Genomic DNA, 19,081 nt, shown 5'->3' with positions numbered 1-19,081 from the left:
CATGAAACTAAAACACAATATCATATATCTTACAGTCACGGCCCTTTCCATCATAAGCTGCGGAAAACAGGAAAAGGCAACGGAAAAGGCAGGTATTAAAACCGAACAATCGGAAAAAGGACATGACGAGGAACCTCAAACCATAGCTTCTCTTGCAGAAGATCAGATGAAATCTGTAGGCGTTGCTTTGGGAACTATAGAAATGAAAGAGCTGACATCCACGATAAAAGCTAACGGTTTACTGAGCGTTCCCAATAGTAATAAAGCAACCATCACTTCCCTGTATGGAGGAATCATCAAAACCATCAATATTCAGGTAGGAAGTATTGTGAAAAAGGGGCAGGTCATTGCCACCATTGCCAATCCGGAATATATCCAGCTTCAGGAAGATTATCTGACTACCAATAGCCGAATTACCTATGCAGAACAGGAATACAGAAGACAGAGAGAGCTTTTTGATAATGATGCAGGCGCAAAGAAAAATCTTCAGAGTGCTGATGCTGAGCTTAAAACCTTAAGAACAAAAAGAGCATCTCTTTTGAAACAGCTTCAGATGATGGGAATAAGCCCGGGAAAAGTAAGCAATGGAAACATGAAATCCGGTTTGGTGATCACAGCACCCATCAGCGGAACAATTAGCAGTATTACAGCACAGATCGGAAGTTATGTAGATATTTCTTCTCCCGTTGCTACTGTGATTGATAACGGTTCTATTCATCTCGATCTTCAGGTGTTTGAAAAAGATCTTCCTAAAATGAGAGTAGGGCAGATTGTTCATTTTAAACTGACCAACAATCCGGAAACTGAATACGATGCAAGAATTTACAGCATAGGATCTTCTTTTGAAAACGAAAGTAAAACCATCTCTATGCATTGTGAAGTAATTGGAAACAAATCCGGTCTGATTGACGGAATGAATATCACCGGAATTGTAAGCCTTGATAAAAGCACAACCCCGGCAGTACCTACAGAAGCCATTGTAGAAGCAGATGGAAAATACTATGTGTTTATTCAGACCGATAAAAAAGCGGAAGAAGAACATGAAGAAAGAGGAAAACCACATCCGAAAACCTTAAACTTTGAAAAAATAGAAGTAGTGAAAGGAACGTCGGATATGGGCTATACCGCGATAACTCCGGTTGGAAATATTCCTGACAATGCAAAAATAGTAGTGAAAGGCGCATTTTTCGTGAATGCGAAACTGGTGAATTCCGGAGAACACGAACATTAATGAAGGCAGCCGGAACCAGTAGAATGTCGTTTTTTATCTTTATATTAGAGCTGTTTACGGAATTTTTATTGAATAGAAACGGCAGAAAAAAAGTGAAGAGTATCTCACCGAATTTTTAATAAATGACCTGATTATGTTACTAAACAAAAAAATATCAGTCTGGTATTTCATCCGTGAAATAAAAACCCAAATTCTGTTCATCGGAATATTTGCCATTGCTATTGGTCTTCTGGACGAATTACCATGGTTTCGTAAGATCTCACTGCCTTTGAATATTCCCGCATTGCTGGGAACTGCGGTGTCATTACTGTTGGCATTCCGTACCTCCCAGTCGTACGAAAGATGGTGGGAGGCAAGAACAGTTTGGGGAGCCATTGTCAATGATTCCAGAACTTTTGTGAGGCTTATCATTCAGTTTATGCCGGCAGGAGAAGACAAAGCAATAAAAGAGTTTGCTGAAAGACAGATCATCTGGACCTATGCCCTTGGAGAATCTTTGAGAAGGTTACCTTTTTCTGAAAAAGTTCAGCAATACCTGGATCAACATCAGATCAAAGCTGTCAATATTCCCAATGCTATTCTGGATGAACATTCAAGACAGCTGAAAGAAATGGCAGTATCCAAAGGATTGACGGATTTCCAGCAAATGCAGCTGAATGACATCATCATAAGACTCTGCGACAGTATGGGAAAATGCGAAAGACTGAAGAATACCGTTTTCCCACGGTCTTACAGTGTTTTAGTTCATATACTGATCTATGTTTTTGCGGCTATCCTTCCTTTTGGGCTTGATGATTCGCAGCTGTTGGTAGAAATTACCATTACTTTCCTGGTTCCGGTGACATTCATTGCGATTGAAAAAACATCTATCATCATGCAGGATCCGTTTGAAAATGGTCCTGTAGATACTCCAATGACTTCTCTGGCGCAGACCATAGAAATCAATATCAGACAGATGATTGGTGAGCAGAATGTTCCACCCAAAAAAGAGAATACATCTTATTATGAAATGTAATTAAACCATACCCAATATGGAAAGCACACCAACACAAACCGTTTCTGCAGGAAGCAGACACAAAAAGAACCTCCTGATTGTTCTCTGCCTTAGCGGAACCTATCTCATTGCTGAGGTAATAGGAGGAATCATTACCAATAGTCTTGCACTATTAGCGGATGCAGCCCATATGCTGACCGACGTGGTAGGATTATTGCTGGCATTTATTGCCATTAAAATAGGAGAAAGACAAGCAGATCCATCCAGAACATACGGTTATTATAGAACAGAAATACTTGCAGCAGTAGTGAATGCTGTGGTTTTACTGGGAATTTCAATCTATGTTTTGTTTGAAGCCTATCAGCGTTTTCAGAACCCGCCGGAAGTACAAAGTAAATCCATGCTGATTGTAGCCGGAATCGGATTGATCGTTAATATTGTCGGAATGGTGATTTTAAGAAAAGATTCAGAAGGCAGTCTCAATATGAAAGGTGCGTACTTTGAAGTTCTTTCAGATATGCTTACTTCTGTAGGAGTTATGATCGCAGGAGTAATTATGCTGACCACAGGCTGGTACTATGCCGACCCGTTGATTTCAGCTGCCATCGGACTGCTGATCTTCCCAAGAACATGGAGACTTTTGAAAGAAGCCATTAATGTTTTGCTGGAAGGAACCCCTAAAGATGTGGATATTCATGCACTTCGTCAATCTTTGGAAAAAAGTCCCGGAGTGAAAGGTATCCATGATCTGCATGTGTGGTCACTGACATCCAGTGTCAATGCGATGAGCGCACACGTTGTAAAAGAGAACGGGTATTCCCAGAATCAATTATTAAAAACATTGACAGATACAACGATGGCTGATTTTAAAATCAGTCATACCACTTTTCAGATTGAAGAAGAAGGCTATGAAGAAAATGAAGTCCATCTGTAACCATTTAAAAGCGTACAATGAAAAAAGATATAGAACACAAACTCATTGATAAAAATACCAAACCTACCAGTATGAGGATTTTGGTATATGATTTCTTAAGCTCTCAGGAAGCGGCTTTATCCCTTTCTGAAATAGAAAATCATTTTGATAATGCTGACAGAATCACCATCTACAGAACCTTGAAAACCTTTGAAGAAAAGGGTATTGTTCACAGCATTCAGGAAAATACCACCACAAAATACAAACTCTGCGAAGATGATTGTGATGAGAAAACCCATAAAGACTGGCATCTGCATTTTTACTGTAAAATATGCAAGCAGACTACCTGCAAAGAAGATATTTCTTTCCCTGAAAACATCCAGACCAATTTCAGAATTGATGAAATAAGACTCTTTGCCAAAGGAATCTGCGAAAACTGTCTTGAAAGTTTGCAATAGCATTGCATCAGTCTCATCTTTACATTTGTATAAAAATATTCAGTTATGGAAAAATGCTGTAGTACAACCCCGGAAAAACCAGATACAAAAGGACACCAACATCATCACGCAGAAGGAGACGGACATGGCCACGATGGGCATGATCACTCTCACGACTCAGGAGATCAGACGGTCTTCCAGATGTTTCTTCCTGCCATAATATCCTTTATCATCTTATTATTGGGAATTGCCTTTGATAACTATATAAAACCTGCATGGTTTACAAGCTGGGTACGGTTAGTATGGTTCCTGGCAGCCTACATTCCTGTAGGATTTCCGGTATTGAAAGATGCTTATAAAAGTATCATTAAGGGAGATGTGTTTTCAGAATTCTTTCTGATGAGCATTGCAACCATTGGTGCTTTTGCCATCGGAGAATATCCTGAAGGAGTAGCAGTAATGCTGTTTTATGCCGTAGGAGAAGTATTCCAGTCTATGGCGGTTACCAGAGCCAAAGGAAATATAAAAGCATTATTGGATCAGCGTCCTGATGAGGTAATGATTATGGAAAATAATCAGCCCAAGACTATGAAGGCCAAAGAAGCTAAAATTGGAGATGTCATCCAGCTGAAACCCGGTGAAAAACTGGCGCTGGATGGGGAATTGCTTTCAGATTCCGCTTCATTCAATACCGCAGCTTTAACGGGAGAAAGCAAACCCGATACTAAAAATAAAGGAGAAGTGGTTCTTGCCGGAATGATCAATATGAACAGTATTGCTCTGGTAAAAGTAAATACAGCTTATGAAGACAGTAAACTGAGCAAAATCCTGGAGTTGGTTCAGAATGCCACAGCCCAAAAAGCACCGACAGAATTGTTCATCAGAAAATTTGCGAAAGTATACACGCCCATCGTTGTATTTCTTGCCATTGGAATCTGTTTACTACCCTATTTCTTCGTGAACGATTACCAGTTCAGAGACTGGCTGTACAGAGCATTGATATTCCTTGTGATTTCCTGTCCTTGTGCTTTGGTAATTTCAATTCCGTTGGGATATTTCGGAGGAATCGGTGCCGCTAGCCGCAACGGAATCTTGTTCAAAGGAAGTAATTTCTTAGACAGTATTGCAGAGATTCAGAATGTAGTAATGGACAAAACCGGGACCATGACAGAAGGCGTATTCAAAGTTCAGGAAGTAAGCATAAGTCCTGAATTTAACAAAGAAGAAATCCTTCAGCTGGTTAATGTTCTCGAAAGTAAAAGTACCCATCCGGTGGCAACGGCAATTCACAATTATGTTGGAGAAATCAATCACAACATTCCTTTGGAAAATGTGGAAGAGATAGCTGGTCATGGATTAAAAGCAACGGTTAATGGAAAAGAACTTCTGGTTGGGAACTTTAAGCTGATGGATAAGTTCAACATCCGTTATGATCTTAACCACTCCAATATTGTATATACGGTAATTGCGATGGCCTATGATAAAAAATTTGCAGGCTATATCACGATTGCAGACAGCATCAAAGAAGATGCTAAAGAAACCGTAGACAACCTGCATAAAATGAATGTAAAGGCTACGATGCTGAGCGGTGATAAAAGCACCGTTGTGAAATATGTAGCAGATCAGCTGGGTATCGACAATGCATTCGGAGATCTGTTGCCTGAAGACAAAGTAAACAAGGTGAAAGAAATCAAAGCTAAAAACCAGACTGTAGCTTTCGTAGGAGACGGAGTGAATGATGCGCCTGTAGTGGCTTTAAGCGATGTAGGAATTGCGATGGGAGGCTTGGGAAGTGATGCCACCATTGAAACGGCAGATGTGGTGATTCAGGATGATAAACCCAGTAAAATCCCGATGGCCATCAATATCGGAAAACAAACTAAAAAGATCGTTTGGCAGAATATTGTCCTCGCTTTTGCTGTAAAAGCCGTTGTTCTTATCCTGGGAGCAGGAGGACTGGCAACGATGTGGGAAGCAGTTTTTGCTGATGTAGGAGTTGCATTGCTGGCTATTTTGAATGCGGTGAGAATTCAGAGAATGAAATTTTAAAAAGCAAATAATAAACACAACTCAATTATATTGAATAAAGCTCTGCTGAATTTTTCAGCAGGGCTTTTGTTTTCAAAATTTAATTTAAAAAAGGTATCAGATTTTTTGTTGGAGAAACGCAAAGGTGCAAAGAAGATAAAAATTGTGCTGTTTTTTAAGGACGCAAGAAAATCAAAGATTTTTAGCAAGATTAATTCTTAGTTATCGGTCTCATTCAGAATCATTATTAGCAGTGTTAAATTTTATCGGAGATAAAATCCTAGCGCCTTAAAAACAGTAAACATTGAAAAAACTTGCGTCTTTGCGTTTCCAACAAAAACAAGACATTAAAAAAATAAAAAACTCTGCCAAAAATATCAGCAGAGTTTTTATTAACAAGATTAAATTGTATATAAAGAACTAAATTGTATTCAAATTTCGGGATAATATGATGACAGTAACAGCCACAGTTTTGTAAATTTTAACGGTAACAGCTCAACTTTCCAATGACATTCATCATAAATGGAATATAAAACAGTTTTGAAGTAGTATATTTGTAACAGAGAAAAAATCGTTGAGGTTATTTATTTCCATATTCGTCATTTTTACCATTGCATTACGCCCTGTTTTGCCATTGGTAAACTATGCCGTGAACTATGATTATATTGTAAAAAACCTTTGTGAGAAAAGGAATGTACCACAATCCACCTGTAAGGGAAAATGCTATGTGGAAAAAGAACTGGCCAAAACAGAAAAGCAGTCCAATAGTTCCCAAACTATAAAGATTGCGGGATTAGATGTTTTTATTTCTCACGATATTCTTTCATTTTCGTCACAGCTGAACTCAGAATTATTTACTAAAGTTCCGGACTCAAGCTACTTTAATTCTCATTCTTCAGAATACTTTTCAAGGATATTCCATCCTCCGTTAGCTTAACTATTTATTAAACTATATTTTTAGTTTAATAAATGGGGGTTTTTAAAATCTTCATTAATAGGCCGTTAAAAAAACATTCTGCAGTTAAAATTAACTGTTGTAAGTATAAAGGATGCATCAGTTATTCTTAAGAAATGTTGTGCTTTTCCGACTTACATTGTACCATAACTTATTTAATAGTATTAATTCAATTTAACATTACAATGAAATCTCTCATTATTTCGGCTGCTGTACTGTCGATATCATTGCTGTCGTGTGCGAAAGAAACGCCTAAGGTAAAGCATGCAAGCCACATGGATACCTCCGGAAAGAAAATAGAAAATATACAGGTAGTGAATGAAGAAGACCCTATCTGCCACATGAAAACTGCCGGATCTACTCAAGATACTGCGGTATATAAAAATAAAACGTACGGTTTTTGCAGTGTGTACTGCAAAGATGAATTCAAAAAAAATCCTGAGAAATATGCCCAAAAATAAAAAGACCGCAAATAAAAGTAAAGTGATCATACCCATTGCGGTATTTGCATTGCTTTTTCTGGGAATCGGGGTAGGAATGGGATATTTTAAAAAGAATCTTTATACTGTCATGAAAGTTCCGGATTTTGAACTTACAGATCAGAACAGTAAAAAAGTTACCAATAAAGATATGCTGGGAAAGGTATATCTCGTAGAATTTTTCTTCAGCAAATGTCCTACCATATGCCCGGTGATGAATACCAATATGAAGGCAATCCAAAACCAGATTAATGATCCCAACTTCGGCATTATCTCCATCAGTATTGATCCGGAAAATGACACACCTGAAGCTTTGAAAGAACATGCCCAAAGAATTGGTGCAAAATCTCCCAACTGGCATTTCCTGACCGGAGATCGTGCCTATATTGGAAATCTCGCTGATCAGTTTAATATCTATGTGGGTGACAAAGAAGATGAAGGAGAAAGCCTGAACCACAGCGGAATGATTGCTTTGGTAGATCAGGAGGGAAATATCCGTTGCAGATACAACAAAGAAAATATGCCGATCCTTTATTATTCAGGATTGAATTACGGAGATCCGGAAGGAAAAACACCCATGCTGACGGGAAAATATCACCCGGACAGAGAAATTCTGATTGAGGATATTAAGAAATTATTGAAATAGAGAGGAGGGGAACCTGAAGCTAGAAGCTGGAAGTTTATTCCAGACGATGAAGCTCCAGCAGTTTTTTGAGATGGCTGTAAAAGGAAATAGAAGTTGAAAAAGTTAGGCTATAACATTAATTACTTCCAGCTTCCATCGCCCATCCTCCCGCTTAACAAGAAAACATTGTTCAACCATAAACAAAAAAGTTATGAAGATTATGAAAATAGCTGCTTTAAGTGCAGTTTTTGCGGCTCAGTTTGCACTGGCCCAGTTTAAGCAGACACCTTTGCCGTATGCTTATAATGCTTTGGAAGGGAATATTGATGCCCAAACAATGGAAATTCATTATTCAAAACACGGTGCAGCTTATGCCGCCAATTTGAATAAGGCCATTGCAGGAACTCCACAGGAAAAAGAAACTTTGTTTCAGATTCTTTCCAATGTTTCAAAACTGCCAGCTGCTGTGAGAAATAACGCAGGAGGACATTACAATCACGAATTGTTCTGGACGGTTCTTACTCCTCAGAAAAATACCCAGCCTTCAGCAAAATTAGCAAAGGCCATCACTGAAACTTTCGGAAGTATGGATGCTTTTAAGGAAAAAATGTCTAAGGCAGGAGCAGACCGTTTCGGTTCAGGATGGGCCTGGCTTTCTGTAGGGAAAGACGGGAAATTGTTTGTTTCCTCTACTCCTAACCAGGACAATCCTTTGATGGATGTTGTAGAAGAAAAAGGAACTCCGATCTTCGGAATTGATGTATGGGAGCATGCTTATTATTTAAAATATCAGAATAAAAGAGCAGATTATCTTACCGCCATCTGGAATGTGACCAACTGGAAAGAAATCAGCAGAAGATATGACGAAGCGATAAGCAAGAAATAATCTGATGAAAATATTGTACAGCATACTTTTTACCTTCTATATGGTGCTAAGACCTTTAGTGCCCGTGGTAGAGTATGCTGTAAATTATGATTATATTGTTAAAGTTCTCTGTATCAATAAAACCAGGCCGGAGGTTCACTGTAATGGAAAATGTTACCTGAGTAAAGAGCTCGCCAAAGCCAATGATTCAGAATCTTCACCTTTTCAGAAACTCAAAAACTCTGGGCAGAAAGTTCTGGATACCTATATTCTGCCGGAGACTGCAGAGATCAACACTACTGGAAAAATTTCGTTTTTCAATTTCAATTTTACCTACGAAACAGCCTATTCTTTTCTGTTTCTTACCCATATTTTCAAACCACCGGTTTTTTAAGTTAAACGATCACTAATTAACCACAAAAGTCACAAAAGCTTAGATAAATTAAAAGCTAAGTGCTCTTATTGTGCATAAAATTTACCACTTGATCAACTTAAGTGTAAGAACTTTTGTGCCTTTTGTGGTAAAAAAACAATGCTGTTACAGCCATTCAAATTAATTCAACTTAAAAAATCAACAATGAAAATTTCTCAATTTTTATCACTATTCTTTATTGCCCTTACTGTATTCTCTTTTACAGCCTGCGGAAGCAGCAGGGATGATGACAACCCACAGGATACTACGCCTGGAAAACTTCAGATCAAATTTGAAAACGGATTTAACAATGTGGGAGATATCGTTCTAAATCAGACGGTTCAGACTTCTGCTAACGGACAGAAACATAACTTTTCTGCTTTGAAATACGTCATCAGTAATGTCGCATTGATAGATGAAAACGGAAACGAATTTAAATACAACGAAAATAATCCTGACAAAGGAGCTTTTATCGTAGATCAGGCAGATGCTGTAGCCGGAATTGTTTATCTTAATCTGGATGGTATCCCGAAAAATAATTACAAAAAACTAAGATTCGGATTGGGTGTCAGCCAGAAAGCATATTTACTGGGACAGGACGGGCAGGCTGAATTCTGGACAAAAGCCAAGCAGAAGGGAATGTCCTGGTCATGGGCGGCCGGTTATGTATTTGTAAAACTGGAAGGGAAATACGGTACAGATTCTCCTTCTAAAGAATTCATGAATCACACAGGAAATATGGGAAATACTGCAGCCAACAATACACCGGATCTTTATCGCGAAATTACATTGAATCTTCCAACAACGGCCAGAGTAACAAGTCAAATCCGTCCTTCTGTTCACATTCTTGCAGACCTGAACCAATTTCTGAGCGGAGATAAGGCACTGACTCTTACCACATCCAATGATATGCTGATGGGGTCCAACCAGCACCTGGTAGACGTTACCAACAATCTTACAAAAATGTTTAAAGTAGACCATGTTCACAATGATTAATTTTTTTATTAAAACGATACTCGTTCTTCTTGTATTGGTCTTAAGCTTCATTTCATGTTCTGATGAGGTGATTCAGCCACTGGAAAAGGATGAAGCCTATAATCTCCAGTTTCCTTCTTATTTTCCGGAAATGACTTTTGATAAATCCATCAATCCGGTGACCAGAAATGGAGTGGAACTGGGACGGAAATTGTTTTATGAAGGAAGACTTTCAAGAAATAATACCATTTCATGCGGTTTTTGTCATATCCAGGAAAATGCTTTTACCCATCATGGTCATACGGTGAGCCATGGGGTAGACGACAGAATCGGAATCAGGAATGCACCCCCCATCCAGAATATGGCTTTTTTGAAAAGATATATGTGGGACGGAGTGATTCACAATCTGAATGAGCAGCCCATCAGCCCGATTACTGACGTAAATGAAATGGACAGTTCTATACCGGAAGCTATTTCGAAAATAAAAGATGATCAGAAATATAAAAAACTGTTCAGAGAAGCTTATGGAGACGAAACCATTACAGGAGAAAGAATTCTGAAAGCATTGTCGCAGTTTATGGCTTCTTTAATTTCTGCAGATTCAAAATATGACAGATTCAGACTGGGAAAAGAACAATTGACTTCAACAGAAGCTAAAGGGATGGCTTTATTCGGGCAGAAATGTGCTTCCTGTCATAGCGGAGAGCTGTTTACCGATGAGAGTTTCAGAAATACAGGACTCTATTACAATACGGAGTTCAAAGATGCCGGACGATACAGAGTTACTCTTAACCAGGTCGACTGGATGAAATTCCGTGTTCCCAGTTTAAGAAATGTGGAATATACCGCACCTTATATGCATGACGGAAGATTTTACACCTTAGAGGCGGTACTTAATTTCTATTCGGATCAGGTGGAAGATAATGCCAATCTTGATCCTCAGCTGAAACAGAACGGCCACATAGGAATTGCCATGAACAGCCAGGAAAAACAATACATCATTGCATTCCTGAAAACATTATCGGATAAAAGTTTCATATCCAATCCAAAATTTGCAGAATAATTTATAAAAAACATGAAGAAGATTATAGTGATAGTAAGTTTGATCCTGTTTAATCAGTATCAGGCGAAAACGATTAGAGACAGTGCGTATATTGCTCCCGAAACCTTTAGCAGATTCGATTTTGATGATGATTGTGATGCCTGTGGTTGTGCAGCAGGAAACGGATCTTCCGGTTTTGAATCTTTACTGAATCCGCAGTTTATCGGGATCAAATACTTTGCGCAGCATTATAAAGCGAAAGAGAACTTATTTGTAAAAGATCTTACCCAGGATCAGTATTTCAATACGCTGCAACTTTGGGGGAAAGTTCCACTGACTAAAAAACTGAGTGTTTATGCGAGCCTTCCATTCCATTTTCATGAAAAGAAAACCATGCAGGGAGATATCAGAATCAATGGAATAGGAGATTTAAACCTGATGGGAATTTACCAGCTGATGAGCTCTAAAGATAATTTCCATCATCTGAGCGGAGGTTTGGGTGTGAAAATTCCTCTCGGGAAGTTTGATGAAAAAGGGGCATCCGGTGTCAACCCAAGCTTTCAGCTGGGAACTGGCAGCTGGGATTATCAGGCGGCTTTGAATTATAAGTTTCAGAAAAATAAAGTAGCCGTACTGGTGAATACAGATTACACCATTAAAACAGAGAACAGGAAAAATTACCGTTTTGGAAACCAATGGAATTATGCAGCAACAGGTTTTTATCAGGTTGCAGGAAATGAAAAATCTATATTCTCTGTAAAAACTGGAGTTCAGGGAGAAGTTTATGCTCAGAATAAACAGTTTGATGAAGCATTGCCGAACACTGCAGGAAGTGCCTTGTATGGAAAATTAGGTTTTGAAGCCTCTTATAAAAAGCTGAGCCTGGGAAGTGAAGTCATGCTTCCCATGTACACGCGCCTGGCGGGAGGAGATATTGAAGCTCAATCAAGATTCAGTATTTTTCTGAATATTGGAATTTAAAAGGAAACCCTTGTTGAAATCATGTTAAAGCTCCTTCGGGAGCTTTAATTGTTTATAAATCATGATTTTAGTTGGGGATTAGGAATAATTATTTATCTTTGCCGGAATTTGGTGAGCCGTAAAAAGCTCTTAAAAGGGAATCCGGTGAAAATCCGGAACAGACCCGCTGCTGTAAGCTCCGCACCAAAGTTTTTGAAGAATATATCCACTGTTTTTTTAATGGGAAGGATTTCAAAAATGGAGTAAGTCAGAAGACCTGCCAGACAATAATCGTTTGACGCTTTCGTGGAATAAAGCTTAGGACATCAATGATTGTGTGCAGTGACAGCTGTGCTTTGTCGTTGTATTCTTATACCCATTAGCGTCTTCATTACCCTAAATGAGCTAATGGCGGCAAAACTAACTACTTCTGCAATTCAAAAAGCTGTTTTCACAATATTGGTGATCACATCTCAACTTTTGTTTTCCCAAACCAAGAAAAAAGATAGTCTTCAGGAAGAGACGATTAAAGGGATCAATCTTTACAAAAAGAATTTTAAAGAAATTATTCCTGCACAAATCCTGCAGGGTGAGCAGCTGGAGAGGCTTAACAGTCATTCTGTCGCAGATGCGTTGCGGTATTTTTCAGGAGTTCAGATTAAAGATTATGGAGGATTGGGTGGTTTGAAAACCATCAACATCCGAAGTATGGGAAGCCAGCATGTAGGTGTGTTTTATGATGGAATTCAATTAGGAAATGCCCAAAACGGGCTGGTGGATCTTGGACGATATTCTTTAGACGATCTGGAAGAAATATCATTGTACAACGGACAGAAAAGTGAGATTTTTCAACCTGCAAAAGACTTCGGTTCTTCAGGATCTATTTATTTACAGCCTAAAACACCCGTATTTAAAGGAAATAGAAAAACCAATTTGGTGATAAGGGCAAAAAGTGCATCTATTGATCTCTTTAATCCTTCATTCCGATTGGAACAGAAGATATCAGACAGAGTTTCTGCCAGCTTCAGCGGAGAATTTATGCAGAGTGACGGAATTTACAGGTTCCGGTACGCGAAGAAATATCCTGATGGGCAGCAGGCGTACGATACCATCGCTAAAAGACAGGACTCAGATATCAAAGCAAAACGGTTTGAAACTTCTCTCAACGGAACTTTAAATAACGGAAGCTGGAATATCAGAGGGTATGGTTATATTTCAGATCGTGGAATGCCGGCTCCCATTGTGAATGGCCGTTTTGGTGGAAGAGGAGCCAGACTTTCAGATGAAAATTATTTCGTACAGGCCAATCTGAGAAAAAAACTGTTCCCGAAATTTGAAACACAGCTGAAAGCAAAATTTGCCTACGATTATACCCATTTTATGGATACGGTTCGTTCGCAGTCTATTATTTATACTGATAATACTTATATCCAGCAGGAGCTTTATCTTTCCTCATCCAATATTTACTCAATCACTCCCAATTGGGATGTCAGTCTGAGTGGAGATTTTCAGTACAATAATCTGGATGCCAATCTGGATAATTTTTCTTATCCTATCCGTTACACTACCTTGGTAGCATTGGCAACGACCTATCAGTGGAACAGATTCAAAATTTTGGGAAGCCTTTTAGGAACTTTTACTTTTGAAGAAGTAAGAAAAAACAAAAGACCGGGAGATGCCAGAGAGTGGACGCCTGCTGTTTTTATGAGCTATCAGCCGGAAAAAATTCCAGAGCTTACTCTAAGGGCTTTCTATAAAAGAATTTTCAGACTTCCAACCTTTAATGATCTGTATTATACCAATATCGGAAATACTTACCTGAAACCTGAATTTACCCATCAGTATGATGTAGGATTTACCTATCAGAAGAATTATACCAACCGTCTCTTTAAGACCTTTTATGCTAAAGTAGATGGTTACTACAACAAAGTACAGGATAAAATTGTAGCGGCCCCTAACGGAAGCATGTTCCGCTGGCTGATGATGAACCTGGGAATGGTTGAAATCATTGGTGCAGATGTGAATGTGCAGACAGAACTTCAATTGGGAAAAGTTACTCTTAGACCGTTGCTGTCCTACACTTATCAAAGTGCAAGAGACATGAGTGATCCTGAAGATACTTTTTACCGCAATCAGATTCCTTATACACCATGGCACAGTGGATCTTTCAGTCTGATGGCGGATTATAAAGACTGGAGTTTCAATTACAGTGCGATGTATGTAGGAGAAAGATATGATGTGAATCAGGACAATATTCAATACAATTATGTACAGCCCTGGTATACTCACGATCTCTCTGTTCAGAAAAAATTCAACTGGGCGAATCATCAGTTTAAAGTAAGCCTTGAGATGAATAATATTTTCAATCAATACTATGATGTGGTCCTCAATTATCCGATGCCCGGAAGAAATTTTAAACTTATTCTAAACTTCACCCTATGAGAAAACTAAACTTTTATTTTTTATTTCTTGTCTTAGCTTTTCTTACGTCATGCCGTACGGATGATATTATTGTCCGTCAGGAAGTGGTGGAAGGACTTCCTTCAGAAAACACAGCAATAAAAGGCTTTTACATGCTGAATGAAGGAAACATGGGAAGTAATAAATGTACCCTTGATTTTTTTGATTACACCAAGGGAACCTATTACCGGAATATTTACGCAGAAATCAATCCCAATGTGGTAAAGGAGTTGGGAGATGTAGGAAATGATATCAAAGTGTACGGAAGCAAACTTTATATCGTAGTCAATGTTTCCAATAAAATTGAAGTTCTTGATGCCAAAACGGCCAAACGTATTACTTCTATTCCATTACAAATCTGCCGGTACCTTGCTTTCAAAAACGGAAAAGCTTATGCCAGCAGCTACGCCGGACCTGTTGCGATTAATCCGAAAGCACCGAAAGGGAAAGTCGTGGAAATTGATACCACTTCTCTTTCCATCCAGCGTGAAGTAGTGGTAGGATATCAGCCCGAAGAAATGGAAATTGTGGGAAATACCTTATTTGTAGCCAATTCCGGAGGATATAAGGCTCCAGATTATGATAATACAGTCTCCGTCATCGACCTGAATACTTTTACAGAACTTAAAAAAATAAATGTTGCCATCAATCTTCATCACATTAAAAAAGATAATTACGGAGATCTCTATGTAACCTCAAGAGGAGATTATTATAATGTTCCTTCCAGTTTGTATTTAATAGATGCAGCTACAGGAACGGTCAAGAAAGATTTCCATCTCTCCGTGAGTGAAATGACAATCGTGAATGATAAACTCTATTTCTATGGAAATGAATTCAATTACAATACCCACAGCTATAAAAAGACATTTGGAATCATTGATGTAAAAACAGAACAGATCATCGCCAACAGAATTTTTGACAAAGAATATGAAGATGCTATTAAAACCCCTTACGGCATTGCCGTAAACCCAATCACAGAAGATATCTACATGACAGATGCCAGAAATTATGTATCCATGGGATTTGTGTATTGCTTTGATAAAAACGGACACTTTAAATGGAAAACGGAAGGCGGAAATATCCCTGCCCACTTCGCTTTTTTATACAAATAACCAACCTTAAGACATGAACAGAAATACCTTTACTTATTTAAAAACCGGGCTTTTATCCTTTTTCCTTTTAGGAGCGATTGCCTGTAAACATGATGATGAAGACGAATTTACCTTTAACGGCCTTGATGATTCCTATACCATTGAGCGTTTAAAGGTTTTGAGTATTCCTACCAATGCATCAGGATCGGTTACTTGGAGTATCAACGATTCTATTATTTCCCAAAACTCAGAACTTGAATTTATCAGTGTGAATGCAGATGCTTATCCTCTGACTTTAAAGATCAGGAATAAAGGAAACGAGCAGGTTTTTCATTCTAAAATAATCGTTACCAAAGAAAAGACGCCATACAGTAAATATATTTCCAAAGTATTGGAGTTCCGCCCTGCCGTAGGACAGTTTATGAATGAAATCCCGGAATATTTACCAGGGAATACTGCCGCGAATATGCTTCAGAAAGCCAATGAATCTTTGGTGGGAGGTAATTCAACCATGATTAGTCTGGGAGGATATGGAGGATATGTAGTGTTCGGTTTTGATCATACCATTCCGAATTTAAATGGACGTGATTTTAAAATACTCGGAAATGCATTCTTTGGAAATGATGCCGCGGATCAACGTTCAGGATCCTGTGAACCGGGAATTATTATGGTGGCCTACGACAGAAATAAAAACGGAAAGCCGGATAATGATGAATGGTATGAAATTGCAGGCAGCGAGTATTTCAAAAATGCTACCGTAAAAGATTACAGCATAACTTATTTTAAGCCTGACGAAAATAAAACACCTGTAGCCGGAACTGAATTCTGGCAGACCGATGTGGAATATATCAAGTGGAGTGATAACCTCGGAAATCAGGGGTTTAAAACAAAAAATACATTTCACGTACAAAGCTATTATCCTTTATGGTATACTGAGAGTTCTTACGGATTTTCGGGAACAAGACTCGCCAATAATTTTTATGATCAGAACGGTGACGGATCCTATTGGGTAGGAAAATCATATGAGTTCGGATATGCAGATAATGCTCCGAATAATGATGAAGCTTCCAATATTGATATTTCATGGGCGGTAGACAGAAGTGGAAAATATGTAAAACTTCCGGGCGTAGACTTTATGAAAATATATACAGGAGTCAATCAGGAAGCCGGCTGGCTTGGTGAAGTTTCTACAGAAGTAGCAGGAGCTTACGATCTGCATTTCAAATAATAATACAATCTATTTAAATTAATAAAAAATGAAAAAGTTTTATCTTTTTATGATGCTTTTTCTGTTTGCATGCGTATCCAATGCACAGATAAAAGTACAGGGTGTGCCCAGAAATGATATTTCAGGGATCAGTAATCTTAATACCACTGCCATCAGTTTTTCTGATATTCAGTATTGGGTAGGGTCGGGAACCAATCAGGCTGCTTTTGTAGTACAGTGGAACGACGGTAAAAATCCTGATGCGATGGTTTGGGGATTCAAATGGAACGGAAGTGCTACCGGAGAAGACATGCTGAAAGCTATTGCTAAAGCAGACCACAGATTATATACGTTGCTTTATCAGGGAACACAATTTGGATCAGCAGTCGGAGGGATTGGATTTGATCTGAACGGCCAGGGGACCAATGCCCTGATCAAAAGCGGAAATACCACTTATCCGTTATATCCGGTCAATGGTTTTGTCAATACGACAGCTTATGATTTCGACAGCTACACCATTATAGATGCTGCGAACGATCATTGGCAGTCAGGTTGGACCGTGAACGGATATTGGGCGTACTGGGTAAAGAATCCGACGGATGCAGATTTCGGATATTCCAGTGTTGGAGCTTCCTCACGGACATTACAAAATGGTTCCTGGGATGTATGGAATTTCAATGTAGGATTTAATGAAACACCTGTTTCTTCTACCATGACTCCGGTTTCTCCCTATGTAGCTTCTACAAACTATACCAACGGATATTTTATGGTGAACGAAGAATGGTTTGGTCATACCAACGGTTCTGTAAACTTCATTGATAATAACGGCCAGATCAATTACCGTGTGTACAGTAATGCCAATAATAATCAGGCTTTCGGGGCAACGACACAGTACGGAACAATCTATGGTGATAAATTTTACTTCGTATCAAAGCAGGCTGCTGATGGGGGAGATACTCAATATACTCCGGGAGGAAGATTGGTTGTAGCCAATGCACAGACTATGCAGAAAATTGCTGGTTTTAATAACATCGGAGGCGGTGACGGAAGATCATTTGTAGGTGTTAATGAACATAAAGGATATATTGGTACTTCCACCGGTATTGTTCTTTTCAATATTGATAATTTACAGGTTGGTAATTTAATTACCGGAACAGGTGGAAACGGGCAGATCGGAAATATGATCCGTACTTCACAATATGTTTTTGCCGTAAAACAGGGAGTAGGAATTTTAGTGATTAATCCTGATACCGATACGATAGTGAGTACTATTGCAGGAGGCTTCTACTCTGTGGTTCAGGCTAAAGACGGAAGTGTATGGGGAATTCAGGATCAGAAGCTGATCAGCATTAATCCTACCACTTTTGCAACACAGATCTACAATATCCCAACTACAAAGTATATCGGAGACTGGGGAGCATGGAATGCCGGAAGATTCACAGCAAGTAACAAAGAAAATGCTTTATACTGGATCAATTCAATAAGCAGCTGGAGCTCAGGAACACAGATTGTGAGATTTGATGTTACAACGAAAACATTTAACGAAAACTTTGCTGCAATTCCAGGACAAACAGGTCAGTTTAAACAAATTCCGTACGGAGCGGCTCTTCGTGTAAACCCTGTTACCGGAGAGTTGGTTCTGAATACCACAGAAAGCGGATATGGAGCACACTACCAGAAAAACTGGATTCATACCTATGATATGACCGGAGCCCTTATCAATACAAAAACTCTGAACGACTACTATTGGTTCCCTTCACTGACGGTATTTACCAATAACTCAGTTCCTGTTGTAAGTAATGTTTTCCCTTCACAGGTTACTGCAGGAAACACAACGACAATTGATCTGAAATCAATAGTTTCTGATGCAGACAATATGACGGTATCTGTTGTGAAATCTATCAAATCAAACAGCAACCCTGCCACGGTTTCTGCGGTGATTAACAATAATGATGAGCTGGTTCTGACACCACTTGTTTCAGGCACGTCTGATATTGTGATCAGCTTTAACTCAAACGGTAAATTAGTTGAAAAAACACTTACAGTAAACAGTACTGCATCAACATTAGCAACTGCTGAGGTGAAGAAACTGGAATTCAGCATTTATCCGAATCCGGTAACTGATATTCTTACGATTAAAACTCAGGAGAAAATTCAGAATGTTTCTCTTTACGATGCTTCAGGCAGAGTAATCAATGTACAGCTGAGCAATGGTCAGATTAATGTAAGTACACTTCCAAAGGGTATTTATATTGTAAAAGCTGTAACCGATAAAGCGGTATATCAGCAGAAATTAATCAAAAACTAATACTATATTGCAGATAGTAATCTTGTTATTTTAACCCCTGATCAATTTTGGTCAGGGGTTTTTATTGATCCATCAATAGGAGATGATATTAAAAACCCG

Annotated in this window: 17 protein-coding genes and 1 riboswitch; all 17 genes read left to right on the top strand. The window is 38.7% G+C overall.

Annotated features, from left to right (window positions below):
• Position 1 precedes the first annotated feature (1 nt).
• Complete coding sequence (locus AC5YGI_RS00250; protein WP_496167254.1) at positions 2-1,231, top strand: efflux RND transporter periplasmic adaptor subunit; 1,230 nt, start codon at positions 2-4, stop codon at positions 1,229-1,231.
• 133 nt (positions 1,232-1,364) lie between these two features.
• Positions 1,365-2,246 carry a bestrophin family protein gene (locus AC5YGI_RS00245; protein WP_496167253.1) on the top strand — a complete coding sequence of 294 codons (882 nt, stop codon included), beginning with the start codon at positions 1,365-1,367 and terminating at the stop codon, positions 2,244-2,246.
• Between the two features lie 16 nt (positions 2,247-2,262).
• Positions 2,263-3,159: a cation diffusion facilitator family transporter gene (locus AC5YGI_RS00240; protein WP_496167252.1), complete on the top strand. Its 897-nt coding sequence runs from the start codon at positions 2,263-2,265 to the stop codon at positions 3,157-3,159.
• A 17-nt stretch (positions 3,160-3,176) separates the two neighbouring features.
• Positions 3,177-3,596, top strand: coding sequence for a Fur family transcriptional regulator (locus AC5YGI_RS00235; protein WP_002983024.1), 420 nt, complete (start codon positions 3,177-3,179; stop codon positions 3,594-3,596).
• A gap of 45 nt (positions 3,597-3,641) precedes the next feature.
• Positions 3,642-5,624 (top strand): heavy metal translocating P-type ATPase, encoded by a 1,983-nt coding sequence (locus AC5YGI_RS00230; protein ID WP_496167251.1) that lies wholly within the window; start codon positions 3,642-3,644, stop codon positions 5,622-5,624.
• Positions 5,625-6,177: 553 nt separating this feature from the next.
• Positions 6,178-6,540: a hypothetical protein gene (locus AC5YGI_RS00225; RefSeq protein ID WP_496167250.1), complete on the top strand. Its 363-nt coding sequence runs from the start codon at positions 6,178-6,180 to the stop codon at positions 6,538-6,540.
• Positions 6,541-6,743: 203 nt separating this feature from the next.
• Entirely contained in the window at positions 6,744-7,019 is a 276-nt protein-coding gene (locus AC5YGI_RS00220) for a YHS domain-containing protein (protein WP_446106921.1), read from the top strand.
• Positions 7,006-7,683 carry an SCO family protein gene (locus tag AC5YGI_RS00215; protein WP_496167249.1) on the top strand — a complete coding sequence of 226 codons (678 nt, stop codon included), beginning with the start codon at positions 7,006-7,008 and terminating at the stop codon, positions 7,681-7,683. Before AC5YGI_RS00220 ends, AC5YGI_RS00215 begins: the two co-directional genes overlap by 14 nt.
• A gap of 190 nt (positions 7,684-7,873) precedes the next feature.
• A complete protein-coding gene (locus AC5YGI_RS00210; protein WP_330745067.1) occupies positions 7,874-8,548 on the top strand; it encodes a superoxide dismutase in 675 nt (224 codons plus the stop codon).
• 4 nt (positions 8,549-8,552) lie between these two features.
• Positions 8,553-8,921 (top strand): hypothetical protein, encoded by a 369-nt coding sequence (locus AC5YGI_RS00205; RefSeq protein ID WP_330745068.1) that lies wholly within the window; start codon positions 8,553-8,555, stop codon positions 8,919-8,921.
• Between the two features lie 183 nt (positions 8,922-9,104).
• Positions 9,105-9,935: an MbnP family protein gene (locus AC5YGI_RS00200; protein WP_330745069.1), complete on the top strand. Its 831-nt coding sequence runs from the start codon at positions 9,105-9,107 to the stop codon at positions 9,933-9,935.
• Positions 9,928-10,977 carry a cytochrome-c peroxidase gene (locus AC5YGI_RS00195; protein WP_330745070.1) on the top strand — a complete coding sequence of 350 codons (1,050 nt, stop codon included), beginning with the start codon at positions 9,928-9,930 and terminating at the stop codon, positions 10,975-10,977. Before AC5YGI_RS00200 ends, AC5YGI_RS00195 begins: the two co-directional genes overlap by 8 nt.
• Before the next feature lie 12 nt (positions 10,978-10,989).
• A complete protein-coding gene (locus AC5YGI_RS00190; RefSeq protein ID WP_330745071.1) occupies positions 10,990-11,937 on the top strand; it encodes a transporter in 948 nt (315 codons plus the stop codon).
• A gap of 92 nt (positions 11,938-12,029) precedes the next feature.
• A riboswitch (cobalamin riboswitch) is annotated at positions 12,030-12,215 on the top strand.
• A gap of 109 nt (positions 12,216-12,324) precedes the next feature.
• Positions 12,325-14,358 (top strand): TonB-dependent receptor plug domain-containing protein, encoded by a 2,034-nt coding sequence (locus AC5YGI_RS00185; protein WP_496167248.1) that lies wholly within the window; start codon positions 12,325-12,327, stop codon positions 14,356-14,358.
• Entirely contained in the window at positions 14,355-15,488 is a 1,134-nt protein-coding gene (locus AC5YGI_RS00180) for a YncE family protein (RefSeq protein ID WP_496167247.1), read from the top strand. Before AC5YGI_RS00185 ends, AC5YGI_RS00180 begins: the two co-directional genes overlap by 4 nt.
• 13 nt (positions 15,489-15,501) lie before the next feature.
• A complete protein-coding gene (locus AC5YGI_RS00175) occupies positions 15,502-16,695 on the top strand; it encodes a cell surface protein (RefSeq protein WP_330745074.1) in 1,194 nt (397 codons plus the stop codon).
• A 28-nt stretch (positions 16,696-16,723) separates the two neighbouring features.
• Entirely contained in the window at positions 16,724-18,982 is a 2,259-nt protein-coding gene (locus AC5YGI_RS00170) for a DUF5074 domain-containing protein (RefSeq protein ID WP_330745075.1), read from the top strand.
• Positions 18,983-19,081: the final 99 nt, after the last annotated feature.

It is taken from the genome of Chryseobacterium sp. CS3K3.1 (assembly GCF_059515165.1).
The sequence above is the reverse complement of the archived record's forward strand: the minus strand, read 5'-3'. Positions and strand labels throughout refer to the sequence as shown.

Bases quoted from the DNA above. Each gene is read 5' to 3' on its own strand.
- AC5YGI_RS00250 (WP_496167254.1), top strand. From the start codon at position 2: ATGAAACTAAAACACAATATCATATATCTTACAGTCACGGCCCTTTCC.
- AC5YGI_RS00245 (WP_496167253.1), top strand. From the start codon at position 1,365: ATGTTACTAAACAAAAAAATATCAGTCTGGTATTTCATCCGTGAAATA.
- AC5YGI_RS00240 (WP_496167252.1), top strand. From the start codon at position 2,263: ATGGAAAGCACACCAACACAAACCGTTTCTGCAGGAAGCAGACACAAA.
- AC5YGI_RS00235 (WP_002983024.1), top strand. From the start codon at position 3,177: ATGAAAAAAGATATAGAACACAAACTCATTGATAAAAATACCAAACCT.
- AC5YGI_RS00230 (WP_496167251.1), top strand. From the start codon at position 3,642: ATGGAAAAATGCTGTAGTACAACCCCGGAAAAACCAGATACAAAAGGA.
- AC5YGI_RS00220 (WP_446106921.1), top strand. From the start codon at position 6,744: ATGAAATCTCTCATTATTTCGGCTGCTGTACTGTCGATATCATTGCTG.
- AC5YGI_RS00215 (WP_496167249.1), top strand. From the start codon at position 7,006: ATGCCCAAAAATAAAAAGACCGCAAATAAAAGTAAAGTGATCATACCC.
- AC5YGI_RS00210 (WP_330745067.1), top strand. From the start codon at position 7,874: ATGAAGATTATGAAAATAGCTGCTTTAAGTGCAGTTTTTGCGGCTCAG.
- AC5YGI_RS00205 (WP_330745068.1), top strand. From the start codon at position 8,553: ATGAAAATATTGTACAGCATACTTTTTACCTTCTATATGGTGCTAAGA.
- AC5YGI_RS00200 (WP_330745069.1), top strand. From the start codon at position 9,105: ATGAAAATTTCTCAATTTTTATCACTATTCTTTATTGCCCTTACTGTA.
- AC5YGI_RS00195 (WP_330745070.1), top strand. From the start codon at position 9,928: ATGATTAATTTTTTTATTAAAACGATACTCGTTCTTCTTGTATTGGTC.
- AC5YGI_RS00190 (WP_330745071.1), top strand. From the start codon at position 10,990: ATGAAGAAGATTATAGTGATAGTAAGTTTGATCCTGTTTAATCAGTAT.
- AC5YGI_RS00185 (WP_496167248.1), top strand. From the start codon at position 12,325: ATGGCGGCAAAACTAACTACTTCTGCAATTCAAAAAGCTGTTTTCACA.
- AC5YGI_RS00180 (WP_496167247.1), top strand. From the start codon at position 14,355: ATGAGAAAACTAAACTTTTATTTTTTATTTCTTGTCTTAGCTTTTCTT.
- AC5YGI_RS00175 (WP_330745074.1), top strand. From the start codon at position 15,502: ATGAACAGAAATACCTTTACTTATTTAAAAACCGGGCTTTTATCCTTT.
- AC5YGI_RS00170 (WP_330745075.1), top strand. From the start codon at position 16,724: ATGAAAAAGTTTTATCTTTTTATGATGCTTTTTCTGTTTGCATGCGTA.